Below are 15,548 nucleotides of genomic sequence, written 5' to 3'. Positions count from 1 at the left end.
ATTGACTGCTGTAGTACTCCCAGAAACTACCAGACTCTCGCTCTGATCTGATGGGCTGGCCGTAGAGCGCCAAAGCCTTTGACAGAGGAGCGCCCGGACAAACGCCTGAAGGGGTACAAGCATCCTGTCCCGTGGCATCGAGCTGGAGCACGTGACGTGACTTGTCCGGAGCAGCCTGCTCTAGCCAACCGATAAGCACGGTCAGCCCCGGATACTCAAACGCAATGCTCTCGCCCGCGTCAGATTGCCGGATTGGTCGACCAAGCGCGGCCACAACTTGACTCTCAGAGTCACCAAGCGCCACGCCGCCGAGGCTAAGCTCACTGTCCGATATAGACGTGCCAGGATCGGTCGCTGATCCTGTAACGAGCGCGACGGCGAGAACGATGTTCTTCATGAGGCCTAACGCCTGAATTAAGCCGCGCCGCGAAGCGGCGTCGGCTTGAATGAATTGTTAGGCCTCATCCGACTTGCTGGTGCAACCTTGGACAAGGTGCTCGCGAACTTGCTGAAGCGACTGGAAGAGCGGTGTGGGTTCGAGCCTTGCGATCTCAAGCAGCGCCTCAACGAGGTGCGCGTGGTGCTCTGACGACGCCGCAACCAAGCGGTAGGTGCCGCTCTGGACAGAGAACCAACCTCGCTTGTTGGGGGTGATGAACTCCGCTTCTAGCGGTGAGCCATCAGCGGCCCAGAACAACCAGGTAGCAGCTTCCACATCCAGCCCTTCGCAGTACGCAACGGCGTCGCCCTCGGTTGGGAAAACCGTCAGCGATCCTTCTTCGGTCTCGACGGCAAAGATCATGTAGGCCTAACGCCTGAGTTAAGCCGTGCCGCGAAGCGGCATCGGCTTGAATGAACTGTTAGGCGACTTCTGTGGCATGTCTCAGACTCCATGTACTACGTGGCAAGTGGTTCATTGAGAATGCTCCTCGCCTTGCGTCGCATTTCCTCGTAGTCTGCTACTAGATCGTTGCATTTGGCCTCTGCAGCCTTGCTGCTGCACTTAACTCGGCCAGCCGCCCGCCCTGTAAATTCATGCCAAAGGGAGTCGGGGTTTTCAATCTCGCGCCTTCCGTCATGTCGAATGAGTACTTCAGGGTGGTGTGTGCGTATCGTCTCAGGTGGTAGGCGCGAGCGTATGTCGTTCGCAGGAACTGCAATCCAATCGGTCGCGACAGTTCGATAGGCGCCCCATCGAGCTCCTGCCGTTCTAGGAAGGCACTCTTCGATGAGGGCATACTCCTCAGCTGCCAAGTAGCTTCCATGGAGGTTGAGCTTCTTCAGGTTGCAGAGGTGGCGCATTGGAAGCGCTGCAGGATAGGGCGCTCGGCAAATTACCTGCCAAAGCTTCAGCACCTCAAGCTGTGGCATCCCAGATAGAAAATCAAAATCACTGATTGGCTGATGCCAGTCACATGTTCCATGAATGGCAAGGTACTTGAGGCTTTTGGTTGCTCTTAAACCATCGAAGGTGTTCACTCTCCTGAGGTTCTCGATATGAAGCGCCCTCAATTTAGTGAGCGAGCCCACAGGGGAGATATCATCGAAGCCGGAAACGTACTCAAGCACCAGTTCTTCCAAGTTCTGCAGGTTGCATACGAACTCTAAGTTCTTGGGTCTGGCGTGGGTGATTCGAAGTCGCTTGAGGTTCCTGAGTCGGCTCACGCCGTCCAGTTGTTCAACTGTCGGTTCGTGCAAAGTTAATTCATCGAGGTTCGGCAGGGTTTGCACGCGTGACCATTTTTCATCCGCCTTTCCTATCGTCACAATCGTGATTTCGGGGCTGCCGGCTGGAACATCGCCGATACGATATGCGTAACGCTCCCTATTTGGGATTACTGTCCAGTAATTTCCCTCTCGATCAAGGAAATCTCCGAAGTGATGTCGCATGGTCTGATTCCTAGAATTTCGTATCTCAGATGCGGTTCGATTATGAAGTAATAATGGACGCTGGGCGTCGCCTAACTAGTATTAGACCCCGGATGCGGGGTGTTGCGCCGAGTATGCGATGGAACCCGGGGGCTCGCAAAGCGGGGAAATCCGACGGCGGATCAACGGCTTGCCGCAGTCGCATCAACGGTGCCGCGGCTTAGCCTGCCGGTGTTATCCGGCGCATGGAGGCGCACCGTGTTATCCGACGGAAACGGGGTGGTAACGGCAGCCGCAGCGCCGCGCTTGCTGGATCAGGTGCGGGCACGCTGTCGGGTGCGGCATCTGAGCGTGCGGACCGAACGGGCCTATGTCGGTTGGATCCGGCGTTTCATCCTCGCGAACGGAAAGCGGCATCCGCGGGAGATGGGCGGTCCGGAGGTCGAGGCGTTTCTGACTAGTTTGGCGACGCGGCATCAGGTGGCGGCGGGCACGCAGAACCAGGCGTTGGCGGCGCTGTTGTTTCTCTACCGGGACGTGCTTGGTATCGAACTGCCGTGGATGGATGACGTGGTTCGCGCGAAGCGGCCACGGCGGGCGCCGGTCGTCTTGAGTGTCGAGGAGGTCCAGCGGTTGTTGCTGGCGATGGAGGGGCGACCGGCCCTGCTCGCGCGTCTGCTGTACGGCACGGGCATGCGGTTGATGGAGGCCATGCGCCTGCGGGTCAAGGATGTCGATTTCGCGCAGCGACCGATCGTCGTGCGTGAGGGTAAGGGCGGCAAGGACCGTCATGTGCCGTTGCCGGACCGCCTGGCGGCGGGTCTGCATGACGAGATCACGCGTGCCTTGCACTTGCATGCTGCCGATCTCGCGGCGGGCCAGGGGGCGGTGTGGCTCCCCGACGCGCTGGCGCGCAAATATCCCGGTGCCGCGCGGGAGCCGGGTTGGCAATACGTGGTTCCCGCGCGGCAGCAGTCGCGCGACCCGCGTGAGGGCGTGTGGCGACGGCATCATCTCGACGCGTCGGTCCTGCAACGCGCGATACGCACGGCGCGTGTGCGCATCGGCCTGCACAAACCCGCCAGTTGCCACACGCTGCGGCATTCGTTCGCGACGCACCTGCTCGACGCAGGTCAGGACATCCGGACGATCCAAGCCCTGCTGGGCCACAAGGATCTGTCGACGACTCAGATCTATACGCATGTGCTCCAGCGCGGTGGACTGGGTGTGCGCAGTCCCTTGGACCGGCTGCCTGCCACGTGAGCGCGCAGCGGGTGCCTGGGCTCGGGCTGGGCGTTGCCGCCGGGCTGGTGCTCGGTGCGATCGCCTGTCTGCAGTTGCCCGGTCTGCCACCCTGGTGGGTGATGGGGTGTGCGCTCGCGGCGGCATTGGCGGCCTGGGCGGTCGGGCGCGGGCGATGGCGGCTGGTTGCGGCGTTCGTTGTCGGCGCAGCGCTGTGCGGGTTGCACGCGGCGCATGCCTTGTCGCTGCAGTTGCCGGCGTCGATGGAGCGGGGGGATGTCGGGGTGCGCGGGCAGATCGTCGGGCTGCCGGTCCACGAGTCTCAGCGCACGGCGTTCCTGTTCCGCGTGGCGGGCGACGCGTCGATGCCGGCACCGTTGCGCGGTCGACTGTTGCGTCTGTCCTGGTACGACGATCGCCGCGAAGGCTCGGACCTTCGGCGGTACGGGCTGCAGGCCGGCAGCGACTGGACATTCACGGCGCGGCTGCGGGCACCGCGCGGGCTGCGCAATCCGGGCTGGTTCGACGGCGAGAAGCGGGCGATGGCGCAACGCGTCACCGCGGTGGGCTATGTACGGAGCGCGGAGCCCGTCGAGCGCCTCGACGGCGCCAGCGGCGTGGATGGATGGCGCGAACGTGTTGCAACGCGTATCGACGCCGTGGTCGAGCGGGACAGTGCGCGCTATGTGCGCGCACTCGCGATCGGTGACACGCGGGCGCTGAGCGATCTCGACTGGGAAGCCCTGCGCGCGACCGGGCTGACGCATCTGATCGCGATTTCGGGATTCCACGTGGGCATGGTCGGCGGATTCTTCGCGCTGGTCGCGACAGGCCTGTGGTGGTGTCTGCCGTGGCTCGGGCGCTGGCTGCCACGACCGCAGGCAGCGGCGATCGTCGCGTTGCTTGCCAGCACCGTGTACGCCGCAGTCGCGGGCTGGGAGCTGCCCACGGTACGCACGGTGCTGATGATCGCGGTGGTCGTGATCGCACGGCTGACGCGCCGGCATCTGCGCATTGCCGATTCGCTGGCCTACGCCGCGATCGCGGTGGTGCTGGTCGATCCGATGGCGGTGCTGTCGGCCGGCTTCTGGCTCAGCTTCGCCGGTGTCGCGTGGCTGGTCTGGTGCCTGCCCGACGCGCGCGATCAATCGAAGCTGCGCGGCCTGCTGGCTTCCCAATGGGTGGCGACCATCGGCCTGTTGCCGTTGACCGTGGTCCTGTTCGGGCAGGCCTCGCTGGCGGGGCCGATTGCCAATCTCGTCGCGATTCCCTGGTGGAGCCTGGTCGTGGTGCCGCTGGCGCTGATCGGCACGGGGCTGGAGGCGCTGCATTCGGGCGCGGGTGACTGGGCCTGGCGCAGTGCGGCCTGGGCCTTCGATCTGAGCTGGCCCCTGTTCGACTGGCTGGCCGCGAGTCCGGTCTCACTCTGGTGGCTGCCCGAGCCGCACGGGCTTGCGCTGCCGCTCGCGCTGCTCGCCGCATTCTGGATGCTGCTGCCACGTGGTGTGCCCGGAAAATGGCTGGCCGCGCTGTTGTGGCTGCCGTTGCTCTGGCCGGACCGGCACCTGCCACGCGAAGGCGAGGCGGAGCTGGTCGTGCTCGACGTCGGCCAGGGCCTGTCGGTGTTGATCCGCACCGCACGCCATGCGGTGCTCTACGACACGGGCCCGGCGATTCCCGAAGCCTTCGATGCGGGCGAACGCGTCGTGGTGCCGGCCTTGCAGGCGCTGGGCGTGCGTCATCTGGATGCCATCATCGTCAGCCACGGCGATGCCGATCACGCGGGCGGCTTCGGCGCCGTGCAACGCCGCTTCGCCGCGCCCGTGGTCTTCGCGCCGCAATGGGACCGCGTGCCCGGCGCATCCCCGTGCGTGATGGGCAGCGCCTGGCGGATGGACGGCGTGACGTTCCGGTTCCTGCATCCGGACCTGCATTTTCCCGCGTTCCGCAACCCGTCGAGCTGCGTGCTCCGTGTCGAGACGCCACATGGCGCGGCGCTGCTGCCGGGCGATATCGATGCTCTGGTCGAGCGGCTGCTGGTGCGGCGCGATGCATCCGCGCTCGCGGCCGATGTGGTGATCGCCGCGCACCACGGCAGCCGGAGTTCGTCAGATCCGGCATTCGTCCGCGCGAGCGGTGCGGCGGTGGTCGTGATGTCGGCCGGCCATGGCAGCCGCTTCGGTCATCCCCATCCGGACGTGGTCGAGCGCTGGGCGCAGGCAGGCGCCGCGGTCGGCACCACGGCCGGGGGTGGCGCCACCCGGTTCCGGTTGCAGGCGGGTGGACTGGAAGTGGTGCAGGTGCGCGTCAGCCGAGTCCGGTTGTGGGATGCCGCACGTCGCGCCGCAGAACGGGAAGTGCCGCCGGAGGCGGCCGGGCAGGCTGGGCTATCCTATTCCCCGGATTGAACCGGCCATCGGCCGAAGGGGTAGGTGTGCTCGAACTGGTGAAGGCTGGCGGCTGGCCGATGCTGCCCCTGCTGCTGCTGTCGGCGGTCGCGCTGGCGATCATCGTCGAGCGCTTCTGGGCGCTGCGCCGCAAGGCGGTCCTGCCGCCGGGGCTGGGCGCGGAAGTGCGCGCCTGGGCCGCGCGCGGCACGCTGGACCCGGCGCACATCGAATCGCTGCGCGGCACGGCGCCGCTGGGCGCACTGCTCGCCGCCGCGCTCGACGTGCGCAACCGCCCGCGCGAGGAGATCCGCGAGCGGGTCGAGGATGTCGGCCGACACATCGCGTTCCGCATGGAGCGCTATCTCAATGCGCTGGGCACGATCGCCGCGGCCGGTCCGCTGCTGGGTCTGTTCGGCACGGTGGTGGGCATGATCCAGATGTTCATGGGGGTCATGGACCACGGCGTGGGCGACGTGAACCAGCTCGCCGGCGGCATCGGCAAGGCGCTGGTATGCGCGGCGGCGGGCATGATCGTCGCGATTCCCGCGTTGATGTTCCACCGCCATTTCCGTGCGCGCATCGACGGTTACATCGTGCAGATGGAACACGAGGCGATCGCGCTGATGGACGTCATCGACCCGCGCAGCCGCCGTGGCGTGCAGGTACAGGCACCGGTGCAGGGCTGACGCATGCGCATCCGCGACCGCCGCGCCGAGGACACGCCCGAACTCAATCTCGTGCCGCTCATCGACGTGATCCTGGTGCTGATCATCTTCTTCGTGATCACCACCACCTTCGATGCGCGCTCGGTGCTGAAGCTCGAACTGCCGCAGGCGACCGGCGAGCGCAACGATGCGCAGGACGGCACGCTGAGCCTGCTGATCAATGCGGACGGTCGCTACTTCGTCGACGATCGAGAAGCGCTGCGTACCGACGTCGAATCGCTCAAGCGCACGATCGCGGAGGTGGCAGGCGACGACCGCGAGCGCACCGTGCTGCTGCGCGCCGATGCGCGCACGCCGTGGCAGGCCGTCGTGACCGCCTACGACGCGCTGGGCCAGCTCGGCTTCAAGCGCATCGCCAATGCGACGGCGCCGCAGACGGCGGCAGCGCCGGCCGCGGCCGCGCAGGGGGAATGACATGAGTACCGTTGCGGACAGGGCGCAGCCCGACGCGCCGACGCCGGGCCCCGCGCGCGCCGATCGTGCGTGGCCGGTCTATCGCCGGCTGCTGCAGTTCTCCGCCGACTACCGCGGCCTGCTGTCGGTCGCACTGGTCGGCATGCTGATCGAAGCGGCCGCGGGCGGCGCCTTCACCAAGATGATGGAACCGATCATCGACGAGACCTTCGTCGGCGAGAACGCGGGCGTCAATCTCTGGTTGCCGGCGGCGATCGTCGGCCTGTTCGTGATGCGCGGCATCGCCGGCTATCTGGCCGACTACAACATGGCCAAGGCCGGCCGCGGCATCGCCCGCGATCTGCGCGTGCGCGTGCTGGGCAAATATCTGCGTCTGCCGGGCATGCGCTTCGATGCGGAGCCGGTGCCGTCGATGCTGGTGCGCCTGGGCTCGGATTCCGACCAGGTCTCGCAGGCCGCGGTGGATGCGGCCAAGGTGATGATCCAGCAGTCGCTGCAGATCATCGCCTCGCTGGTCGTGATGCTGTGGACCAGCTGGCAGGTGACGCTGACGATCCTGGTCATCGCGCCGCCACTGTCGTGGATCATGGGCAAGGTCGCGCGCCGCTACCGCCGCGTCAGCCACAACATCCAGGACAGTTCGGCGCTGCTGCTGCAGGCGGCCGACCAGTCGTTGAGCAACCAGCAGGAAGTGAAGATCTACGGCGCGCAGGCAGCGGAGAACGCGCGCTATCTCGCGGTGGCCAACCACCACATGCGCCTGAACCTCAAGGTCGAGGCGACGCGTGCGATCTCGTCCGCCGTCGTGCAGCTGATGGGCTCGGTGGGCCTGGCGCTGCTGATCGTCATCGCCGGCTACGAGGCATCGCAGGGCCGCCTGACCGCCGGTGGCTTCGTCGCACTGATGATCGCGATGATGGCGATCATCCCGGCGCTCAAGCAGCTGACCAACGTGCAGAACATGCTGCAGCGGGGTGTGGCCTCGGCCGAGCGCCTGTTTGAGATTCTCGATGCCGACGACGAGCGCGACACCGGCACCCGTCCGCTGGCGCGCGCGCGTGGCGAGATCGAGTTCCGCAACGTCGGCGCGCGGTATCCGGGCCAGAACGCGCCGGCGCTGGAGGACGTCAGCTTCGTCGCCAGGCCGGGCACGGTGACCGCGATCGTCGGCCGCTCGGGCAGCGGCAAGTCGACATTGATCAAGCTGATTCCGCGCTTCTACGCGCAGGCGCAAGGCGAGATCCTGCTCGACGGCCATCCGATCGACGACTACAGGCTGTCCGACGTGCGTCGCCAGATCGCGCTGGTCGGCCAGCAGGTGATGCTGTTCGACGACACCGTGGCGGCCAACATCGCCTATGGCGAGATGGCCGGCGTCTCGCCCGACGCGCTGGACGCGGCGATCCGCGGCGCCAACGCGCTGGAGTTCATCGAGAAGCTGCCCAAGCAGCTCGAGAGCGGCATCGGCAGCCGGGGCGGTCGCCTGTCGGGCGGCCAGCGCCAGCGCCTGGCGATCGCACGCGCGATGCTCAAGGACGCGCCGATCCTGATCCTCGACGAAGCCACCGCCGCGCTCGACACCGAGTCCGAGCGCCTGGTACAGGACGCGCTGGAACACCTGATGCCCGATCGCACGACGCTGGTCATCGCGCATCGCCTCTCGACGATCGAACACGCCGACCAGGTGCTGGTGCTCGACCACGGCCGACTCGTCGAGCACGGCACCCACCAGCAGCTGCTCGAGCGCGACGGTCTGTATGCGCGCCTGCATCGCATGCAGTTCCGTGAAGGCGACGCTGGATGAAGGCACCGCGGTACTGGTTCGACGGGAGTCGTCCGCCGCTGCACGCCCGTGTGCTGGCCAGGGTCTACGGCGCGGCCTCTCGCCTACGGCTGAGGTTCGTCCGGCCGCGCAAGGTGTCGAAGCCCGTGCTGGTGATCGGCAACCTGATCGCCGGTGGCAGCGGCAAGACCCCGCTGGCGATCGCGGTCGTGGCGCGCCTGCAGGCCGCGGGCTGGACGCCGGGTGTCGCCAGTCGCGGCTATGGCCGCGACCAGGCGGGCACGCCGCGCTGGGTCGAGCCGGTGACGGATCCGAAACTGGCCGGTGACGAGCCGGTGCTGATCGCCGCGCGTACCGGCGCGAAGGTGCGCGTCGACGCCGATCGCGTCGCCGCAGCCAAGGCGCTGATCGCGGCGGGCTGCGACATCGTCGTCTGCGACGACGGCCTGCAGCACCATCGCCTGCGCCGCGACGTCGAGGTCGAAGTCATCGACGGCGCGCGTCGCTACGGAAATGGACTGCTGATGCCCGCCGGTCCCATGCGGGAGTCGGCGAGCCGCAGCGCCGATGTCGATTTCCGCGTGCTCAACACCGGCAGCGCGAGCGATGTCGAAGCCGGCTTCGGCGAGTGGCCGATGCGGCTGGTGACCGGCCAGGCGTTGCCGCTGGTCGGCGGGCGCCCGCTGCCCTTGTCACGTTTCTCCGGACAGCGCGTGCATGCGGTCGCGGGCATCGGCGATCCCGAACGCTTCTTCGCGACGCTGCGCAGCCACGGCATCGCGGTCGTTCCCCACGCGTTCGCCGACCACCACCGCTACACCGCCGACGACCTGCGTTTCGGCAGCGACCTGCCGGTGCTCATGACCGAAAAGGACGCGGTGAAGTGCATGCGTTTCGCCGGCGAACGGCATTACAGCGTGCCGGTTTCGGGCGACCTGCCCGAGGCCTTCTGGATCGCGCTGATGGACCGGCTTGCGAAGTTGCGCTGATCGAGCGCTGGCTGCGCGCGCGTCTTGAATCCCTCGCCCTTGGGAAATGGGTGAGGGCCGACGCTCGCGACACGTTGCTCGCGTGCAGCCTCTGATGTGAGGTGTGCCGCTTTGCTCTTGCTCTCCGACGTGTTAGTCGCGGCGCTGGGGTCGTGCGACGCCCTACATCCGCCCACACCGCGATCTGTGACAATCCCCGCATGAGCACATCCACCCGTTTCGTCGTCGCCATTCCCGCGCGCTACGCGTCCACCCGGCTGCCGGGCAAGCCCCTGCAAGACCTCGGCGGTGAGCCGTTGGTGCTGCACGTCGCGCGACGCGCGCTGGCGGCCGGGGCCGACGCGGTCTGGGTGGCGACCGACGACGCCCGCGTGCGCGATGCGCTGGCCGGCACGCCCGTGCAGGTGGCGATGACGTCGCCCGACCATCCGTCCGGCACCGACCGGCTGGCCGAGTGCGCCGCCCTGGCCGGGTGGGACGAGACCACCGTCGTGGTGAACCTGCAGGGCGACGAACCCTTCGCGCCCGTCTCCGGCATCCGCGCGGTGGCCGGACTCGCGGCGCAGCCCGGCGTGGATCTCGCCACGCTGTGCGCGCCGGTCGAGGATGTGGACACGCTGCTCGATCCCAACGCGGTGAAGGTCGTACGCAGCGCCGACGGCAATGCGCTGTATTTCAGTCGCGCCCCGGTGCCGTGGCCGCGCGACGCGTTCGCGCGCAGCCGAACGGTCATGCCCGAGGGCGCGTGGTGGCGGCATATCGGCATCTACGGTTACCGGGTCGGCGTCCTGAAGCGGTTCGCGGCGATGCCGCCGGGGCAGCTGGAACAGATCGAGATGCTCGAGCAGCTGCGCGTGCTGGAAGCCGGATTTCGGGTTGCGGTGGGCATCGCGGCCGAGCCGTTTCCGCCCGGCGTGGACACACCGGAAGACCTGGCCCGCGCGCAGGCGCACCTGGCGTCCGGCGGATGACCCGCCTGCTGGTGGTCTGCCTGGGCAACATCTGCCGCTCGCCGATGGCCGAAGGCGCGCTGCGTGCGCGGATCACGGCCGCAGGTCTAGCCGGTGCCCTCGAGGTCGACTCCTGCGGCACCGGCGACTGGCACGTCGGCGATCTCCCGGATCCGCGCGCGATCCGCAATGCCGCCGGCCACGGCGTCGACATCGCCGGCCTGCGTGCCCGCACGCTGGAGGATGCCGACTACCGCGATTTCGACGTGCTGCTGTGCGCTGACGCCAGCACCCTGCGCATCGTGCGCGAGCGCCGGCCGGCCGGTGCCACCGGCGAAATCGCGTTGTTCCTGGACTGGGCCGGGCAGGGCGGCGGCGACGTGCCGGACCCGTATACCGGCGACGCGGCGGGCTTCGAATCGGTCTGGCAACTGGTCGATGCGGCGGCCCAGACGATCGTCGCGCGGCATCGACGCGGCGCTCCGGCCGTTCGCGCATAATCCGGGCATGACCGACGCCGCGACCGCTCCCGAGTTCCCGGCCAGCCTGGAGTGGCTGAACCTGACCGACCCGCTGCGCATGGCGCAGTTGCGGGGCAAGGTCTGCGCGCTCGCGTTCGTGAACCTCGCCTCGGCCTGGTCGCAGCAGCGTCTGGCCGATCTGGGCCATCTGCGCGCGCGGCACCGTGAGCGCCTCAATGTGGTGGCCGTACACGTGCCGCGCTTCGACGCCGAGCGCGAGCCGCGCCGCGCCGCCAAGCGCACGCATCGCCAGCAGGTGGAGTTTCCCGTCGCCCACGATCCGGACTGGACGCTGTGGCAGCACTACGGCATCGAGGCCTGGCCGACGGTGGTGCTGATCGACGGCGATGGCCGCGTGCGCGAGCGCATCGTCGGCGAAGGCGGCATCCGCGAGCTCGACGCGCGCGTGAGTGCGCTGGCGGCCGAGCTCACGCCGTACCCGGTCAGCGTCGAGCCGATCCGCATGCGTCGCAGCGGCGAGCCGCCGTTGCCGCTGCGCTTCCCGGTCGGCCTCGCGCTGTCCGGCAATTTTCTCTACGTCGCCGACAGCGGTCACCACCGTGTGCTCGAGTGCGACACCAGCGGGCGCGTGCTGCGCCAGTTCGGCAGCGGCAGTCCCGGCTTCATCGACGGGCCGATGGAACTCGCGGCGTTCACCCGTCCGCATGGCATCTACGTCGAGCGGGACGTGCTGTACGTGGCCGACACCGGCAATCACGCGGTGCGTCGCATCGAGCTGCGCAGCGGCGACATCGCGACGATCTGTGGCGCCGGCCGGCCGGGCATCACCAGCGAAGGTGCACTCGCCGATCCGCGCGCAGTGGCGCTCGACCAGCCGCGCGACATCGTGCTCGTCGGCGACAGGCTCTACATCGCCTGCGCGGGCGACAACCGCATCTGGCGGCTGGACCTCGGCCGGTCGACGATCGAATTGCTGGCCGGCAACGGCAAGCTGGCGGTGATGGACGGCACCGGCCAGATGGCGTCGTTCGGCGAGCCGGTCTCGCTCGCCTGCGTGCAGCAGACGCTCTACGTCTGCGACGCCAGCGGCTCCGCCGTCCGCAGCGTGCATACGCGTACCGGCGCGGTGTCGACGCTGATCGGCCAGGATCCCTGGCAGTTCGGCCGTGTCGACGGGCCGCGCACCGACGCCCGCCTGCAGCATCCACAGGCGCTCGCGCTCGAACCCGATGCGCCGGTGTTGTGGATCGCCGATGCCGGCAACGACAGCCTGCGCCGGCTGCGTCTGGGCGGCGGTGAACTGACCTCGTTCGAGCTGCCGCAGCGACTGCACGCCCCCGGGGGACTGGCGATCGGCAGCGATGCGGTGTGGATCGCCGACACCGATGCGCACGCGGTGCTGCGGCTCGATCCGGTCAGCGGCGCCGTGCGCCACATCCCGATAGGCGAATGACCGGGCCGCGCAAGGCAGGCGGCGGGGTGGAATTCGACGGCAAGGCGTTCGTCGCTGGACTCAGCACCGCACCGGGCGTCTACCGCATGTACGCGGCCGACGACACCGTGCTGTATGTCGGCAAGGCGGCGGATCTGCGCAAGCGCGTGGCGAGTTACTTCAACGCCACGCCCAAGGTCACCCGCACGATGGCGATGATCGCGCAGATCGCGCGCATGGAGACCACCGTCACGCGCAGCGAGGCCGAAGCGCTGCTGCTGGAAAACGAGCTGATCAAGTCGCTCAGGCCGCGCTACAACGTGTCGTTGCGCGACGACAAGAGCTATCCCTACGTGCTGGTGACCCGCGACGACTGGCCGCGCATCGCCGTGCACCGCGGGCCGCGCAACGTGCCGGGCCGCTATTTCGGACCGTATCCCGGCGTGACCGCGGTCCGCGAAACGCTGAACCTGATGCAGAAATTGTTCAAGCTGCGCAACTGCGAGGACAGCGTGTTCCGCAACCGCTCGCGGCCCTGCCTGCAGCACCAGATCGGACGCTGCACCGCGCCCTGCGTCGGCATGATCTCGGCGCAGGATTACGGCGATGCCGTGCGGCGCGCGTCGCTGTTCCTCGACGGACGCAGCGACGAGCTCACGCAGGAGGTCACGCGCGACATGGAGGCGGCGGCCGAGAAGCTCGATTTCGAGGATGCCGCGCGCCTGCGCGACCTGCTCGGCAACATGCGCAGCATGCAGGCGCGCCAGTACGTCGACGGCAAGGTCGCCGAACTCGACGTCCTCGCCTGCGCGATGCAGGGCAGCCAGGCCTGCGTGCTGCTGCTGGCCTTTCGCGACGGCCGTAACCTCGGCACGCGCGCCTTCCATCCGCGCACCAACGGCAGTGACGATCCGGCCGAGGTGCTGGCCGCGTTCGTGTCCCAGCATTACGCCGAGCAGGCGCCGCCGCGCGAGATCGTGCTCGACCGCGCCATCGAGGACGTGCCCCTGCTCGAGCAGGCCTTCAGCGAATCCGGCGGTCGCCGGGTGACCATCAAGACCAGCGTGCGCGGCGACCGGGCGCGCTATGTGGATCTGGCGCGCCGCAACGCCGAGATCTCACTGGCGACGGAAATGAGCAGCCAGGCTGCGCAGAATGCGCGCGCCGAATCGTTGCGCGAGATGCTCGGCCTGGCGGCAGTCGCGCAGCGCATCGAATGTTTCGACATCAGCCACACCATGGGTGAGGCGACGGTCGCCTCGTGCGTGGTGTTCGATGCGGCCGGCCCCGTGCGCGGCCAGTACCGCCGCTACAACATCGCCGGCATCGAGCCGGGCGACGACTACGCGGCGATGCACCAGGCGCTGACCCGGCGCTTCCGCAAGGCGGCTGACGCGCGCGCCGCCGAGGTCGCGGCTGTGGAGGCGGGCACCGACGTGCCCGCCGCGGCGGAAGGCGCCGGCATCCTGCCCGACGTGCTGCTGATCGACGGCGGCACCGGCCAGGTCGCGCAGGCGCGTACGGTGCTCGACACGCTGGGCATCACCGGTATCTGCCTGGTCGGTGTCGCCAAGGGCGAGGCGCGCAAGCCCGGGGATGAAACCCTGCTGCTGCCGGACGGTCGCGCGCTGAAGCCCGGGGCAGCGTCGCCCGGCCTGCAACTGGTGCAGCAGGTGCGCGACGAAGCGCACCGGTTCGCGATCACCGGGCATCGTGGACGCCGTCAGAAGGCGCGCACGACCAGCCGGCTCGAAGACATTCCCGGCATCGGCCCGCGCCGCCGTGCCAGTCTGCTGAAGCATTTCGGTGGTCTGGGCGGGCTCAAGGCCGCTGGCGCCGAGCAGATCGCCCAGGTCGAAGGCGTCAACGCAGCGCTCGCGCAGCGCATCTATGCGACCCTACACGGGCTCGACCCCGGCCCAGGCGCCGGACACGACTGAATCCCCCACAGGCGTCCGATGAAATTCACGATTCCCACCTGGATCACGCTGATGCGGATCATGCTGATCCCGGTGCTGGTGCTGGTGTTCTATCTGCCGTTCCAGTGGACCAACTTCGCCACCGCGCTGGTGTTCGCATTCGCGTCGATCACCGACTGGCTCGACGGCTGGATCGCGCGCAAGTACCACCAGTACTCCGCATTCGGCGCCTTCCTCGATCCGGTGGCCGACAAGCTAATGGTGGCCGTCGCGCTGTTTCTGATCGTGCAGGGGCATCCCACGCCGTGGATGGCGTTCTGGGCGGCGGTGATCGTGGGCCGCGAGATCGCGGTGTCCGCCCTGCGCGAATGGATGGCCGAGCTGGGCCAGCGGGCGACGGTGCGCGTCGCGGCGATCGGCAAGATCAAGACCATTGCGCAGATGGTCGCGCTGCTGTGCCTGCTGTATTCGGTGACACCCGACCAGCCACCGCGTCCGCTGCCGTGGCTGGGCCGCGAGATCTTCATCATCGGCGACTGGCTGCTGGCGATCGCGGCGATCCTGACGTTGTGGTCGGGACTGCTGTATCTGCGCGCGGCATGGCCGATCATGCGTGCCGCGGAAAAGAACAAGTATTGACACCCCGGCGGCGACGGGTAGAATTTCGCCTCCCAAGCGGGAATAGCTCAGTTGGTAGAGCGCAACCTTGCCAAGGTTGAGGTCGAGGGTTCGAGCCCCTTTTCCCGCTCCAGTTTCGAAGACGACGCCCCGGGTTGCATGCGGGGTTTCGTTTTGTCGACAGGATCAAACGTCCTGCACGGCGTCACCGGCCTGGTGGCAGAGTGGTTATGCAGCGGATTGCAAATCCGTGTACGCCGGTTCGATTCCGACCCAGGCCTCCAGCCGGCGCACCACACAGGTGGCAGGCGGGTTACAATTCGGTTCCAAGCGGGAATAGCTCAGTTGGTAGAGCGCAACCTTGCCAAGGTTGAGGTCGAGGGTTCGAGCCCCTTTTCCCGCTCCAGTTCGAAAGGCCCTGCAGATGCGGGGCTTTTTCGTATCTGGCGTCGCGACTGTCGCGATGGTTCCAATCGGCGGCGCGCTGGCGCACGCTGTCATCCAATTGCCCGGATGGCGAAACTGGTAGACGCACCGGACTTAAAATCCGTTGGCCGCAAGGTCGTGCCGGTTCGATTCCGGCTCCGGGCACCATCGTCGGCCGCGTGATGGACGGGCCGATTCCGCAGTGCGTGCGCGCGGCCCGCCGCCCGGCGTCTCTTCACGGTCGCGTTCAAGGCACCGGTTCAGGGTTCGACCAGCGCAGACACCGTGCGGGTCGGCAGCAGGGTCGGG

General features: G+C 67.7%; 13 protein-coding genes and 4 tRNA genes. 15 read left to right on the top strand and 2 right to left on the bottom strand.

Annotated elements, in window-relative coordinates; all coding sequences use genetic code 11:
* Nucleotides 1-454: 454 nt before the first annotated feature.
* On the bottom strand, nt 455-802 hold the full coding sequence (locus CURTO8I2_RS05265) for a hypothetical protein (protein ID WP_159679270.1): 348 nt from the start codon (nt 800-802) through the stop codon (nt 455-457).
* A gap of 95 nt (nt 803-897) precedes the next feature.
* The gene (locus tag CURTO8I2_RS05260; RefSeq protein WP_201295478.1) at nt 898-1,890 is read right to left on the bottom strand and encodes a hypothetical protein; all 993 of its coding nucleotides are present in this window, start codon (nt 1,888-1,890) and stop codon (nt 898-900) included.
* A gap of 237 nt (nt 1,891-2,127) precedes the next feature.
* Here CURTO8I2_RS05260 and CURTO8I2_RS05255 point away from each other — a divergent pair, with 237 nt between their 5' ends.
* The 15 genes from CURTO8I2_RS05255 to CURTO8I2_RS05185 all read left to right on the top strand — a co-directional run bounded on the left by CURTO8I2_RS05255 (nt 2,128) and on the right by CURTO8I2_RS05185 (nt 15,407).
* Complete coding sequence (locus CURTO8I2_RS05255) at nt 2,128-3,132, top strand: integron integrase (RefSeq protein WP_236551005.1); 1,005 nt, start codon at nt 2,128-2,130, stop codon at nt 3,130-3,132.
* Nucleotides 3,129-5,519 carry a DNA internalization-related competence protein ComEC/Rec2 gene (locus tag CURTO8I2_RS05250; RefSeq protein ID WP_236551004.1) on the top strand — a complete coding sequence of 797 codons (2,391 nt, stop codon included), beginning with the start codon at nt 3,129-3,131 and terminating at the stop codon, nt 5,517-5,519. Before CURTO8I2_RS05255 ends, CURTO8I2_RS05250 begins: the two co-directional genes overlap by 4 nt.
* A gap of 26 nt (nt 5,520-5,545) precedes the next feature.
* Nucleotides 5,546-6,187 (top strand): MotA/TolQ/ExbB proton channel family protein, encoded by a 642-nt coding sequence (locus tag CURTO8I2_RS05245; RefSeq protein WP_159681553.1) that lies wholly within the window; start codon nt 5,546-5,548, stop codon nt 6,185-6,187.
* Nucleotides 6,188-6,190: 3 nt separating this feature from the next.
* Complete coding sequence (locus CURTO8I2_RS05240; protein WP_159679268.1) at nt 6,191-6,640, top strand: biopolymer transporter ExbD; 450 nt, start codon at nt 6,191-6,193, stop codon at nt 6,638-6,640.
* Between the two features lies 1 nt (nt 6,641).
* Nucleotides 6,642-8,444 carry a lipid A export permease/ATP-binding protein MsbA gene (msbA, locus tag CURTO8I2_RS05235; protein WP_159679266.1) on the top strand — a complete coding sequence of 601 codons (1,803 nt, stop codon included), beginning with the start codon at nt 6,642-6,644 and terminating at the stop codon, nt 8,442-8,444.
* Nucleotides 8,441-9,412 carry a tetraacyldisaccharide 4'-kinase gene (lpxK, locus tag CURTO8I2_RS05230; RefSeq protein ID WP_159679264.1) on the top strand — a complete coding sequence of 324 codons (972 nt, stop codon included), beginning with the start codon at nt 8,441-8,443 and terminating at the stop codon, nt 9,410-9,412. The genes msbA and lpxK overlap by 4 nt, the downstream gene beginning before the upstream one ends.
* A 200-nt stretch (nt 9,413-9,612) precedes the next feature.
* On the top strand, nt 9,613-10,383 hold the full coding sequence (gene kdsB / locus CURTO8I2_RS05225) for a 3-deoxy-manno-octulosonate cytidylyltransferase (protein ID WP_159679262.1): 771 nt from the start codon (nt 9,613-9,615) through the stop codon (nt 10,381-10,383).
* Nucleotides 10,380-10,862 carry a low molecular weight protein-tyrosine-phosphatase gene (locus CURTO8I2_RS05220; RefSeq protein WP_159679260.1) on the top strand — a complete coding sequence of 161 codons (483 nt, stop codon included), beginning with the start codon at nt 10,380-10,382 and terminating at the stop codon, nt 10,860-10,862. The genes kdsB and CURTO8I2_RS05220 overlap by 4 nt, the downstream gene beginning before the upstream one ends.
* A gap of 7 nt (nt 10,863-10,869) precedes the next feature.
* A complete protein-coding gene (locus CURTO8I2_RS05215; RefSeq protein ID WP_159679258.1) occupies nt 10,870-12,297 on the top strand; it encodes a thioredoxin-like domain-containing protein in 1,428 nt (475 codons plus the stop codon).
* Nucleotides 12,294-14,216, top strand: coding sequence for an excinuclease ABC subunit UvrC (uvrC, locus tag CURTO8I2_RS05210; protein WP_159679256.1), 1,923 nt, complete (start codon nt 12,294-12,296; stop codon nt 14,214-14,216). The genes CURTO8I2_RS05215 and uvrC overlap by 4 nt, the downstream gene beginning before the upstream one ends.
* 18 nt (nt 14,217-14,234) lie before the next feature.
* Nucleotides 14,235-14,834 (top strand): CDP-diacylglycerol--glycerol-3-phosphate 3-phosphatidyltransferase, encoded by a 600-nt coding sequence (pgsA, locus tag CURTO8I2_RS05205; protein ID WP_159679254.1) that lies wholly within the window; start codon nt 14,235-14,237, stop codon nt 14,832-14,834.
* A gap of 36 nt (nt 14,835-14,870) precedes the next feature.
* Nucleotides 14,871-14,946 (top strand) — tRNA-Gly (locus CURTO8I2_RS05200).
* Nucleotides 14,947-15,023: 77 nt separating this feature from the next.
* Nucleotides 15,024-15,097: transfer RNA gene (locus CURTO8I2_RS05195), tRNA-Cys, on the top strand.
* Between the two features lie 46 nt (nt 15,098-15,143).
* Nucleotides 15,144-15,219: transfer RNA gene (locus tag CURTO8I2_RS05190), tRNA-Gly, on the top strand.
* A gap of 101 nt (nt 15,220-15,320) precedes the next feature.
* Nucleotides 15,321-15,407: transfer RNA gene (locus CURTO8I2_RS05185), tRNA-Leu, on the top strand.
* Nucleotides 15,408-15,548: the final 141 nt, after the last annotated feature.

The organism is Luteimonas sp. 9C, assembly GCF_902506295.1.
Taxonomy (GTDB): Bacteria; Pseudomonadota; Gammaproteobacteria; order Xanthomonadales; family Xanthomonadaceae; genus Luteimonas.
This window is presented reverse-complemented; position numbering and strand designations above follow the sequence as displayed.

What these genes read in the sequence shown, in the direction of transcription:
- CURTO8I2_RS05240 (WP_159679268.1), top strand. Translation starts at nt 6,191, where the DNA reads ATGCGCATCCGCGACCGCCGCGCCGAGGACACGCCCGAACTCAATCTC.
- CURTO8I2_RS05215 (WP_159679258.1), top strand. Translation starts at nt 10,870, where the DNA reads ATGACCGACGCCGCGACCGCTCCCGAGTTCCCGGCCAGCCTGGAGTGG.
- pgsA (WP_159679254.1), top strand. Translation starts at nt 14,235, where the DNA reads ATGAAATTCACGATTCCCACCTGGATCACGCTGATGCGGATCATGCTG.
- uvrC (WP_159679256.1), top strand. Translation starts at nt 12,294, where the DNA reads ATGACCGGGCCGCGCAAGGCAGGCGGCGGGGTGGAATTCGACGGCAAG.
- lpxK (WP_159679264.1), top strand. Translation starts at nt 8,441, where the DNA reads ATGAAGGCACCGCGGTACTGGTTCGACGGGAGTCGTCCGCCGCTGCAC.
- CURTO8I2_RS05260 (WP_201295478.1), bottom strand. Translation starts at nt 1,890, where the DNA reads ATGCGACATCACTTCGGAGATTTCCTTGATCGAGAGGGAAATTACTGG.
- CURTO8I2_RS05220 (WP_159679260.1), top strand. Translation starts at nt 10,380, where the DNA reads ATGACCCGCCTGCTGGTGGTCTGCCTGGGCAACATCTGCCGCTCGCCG.
- kdsB (WP_159679262.1), top strand. Translation starts at nt 9,613, where the DNA reads ATGAGCACATCCACCCGTTTCGTCGTCGCCATTCCCGCGCGCTACGCG.
- msbA (WP_159679266.1), top strand. Translation starts at nt 6,642, where the DNA reads ATGAGTACCGTTGCGGACAGGGCGCAGCCCGACGCGCCGACGCCGGGC.
- CURTO8I2_RS05265 (WP_159679270.1), bottom strand. Translation starts at nt 802, where the DNA reads ATGATCTTTGCCGTCGAGACCGAAGAAGGATCGCTGACGGTTTTCCCA.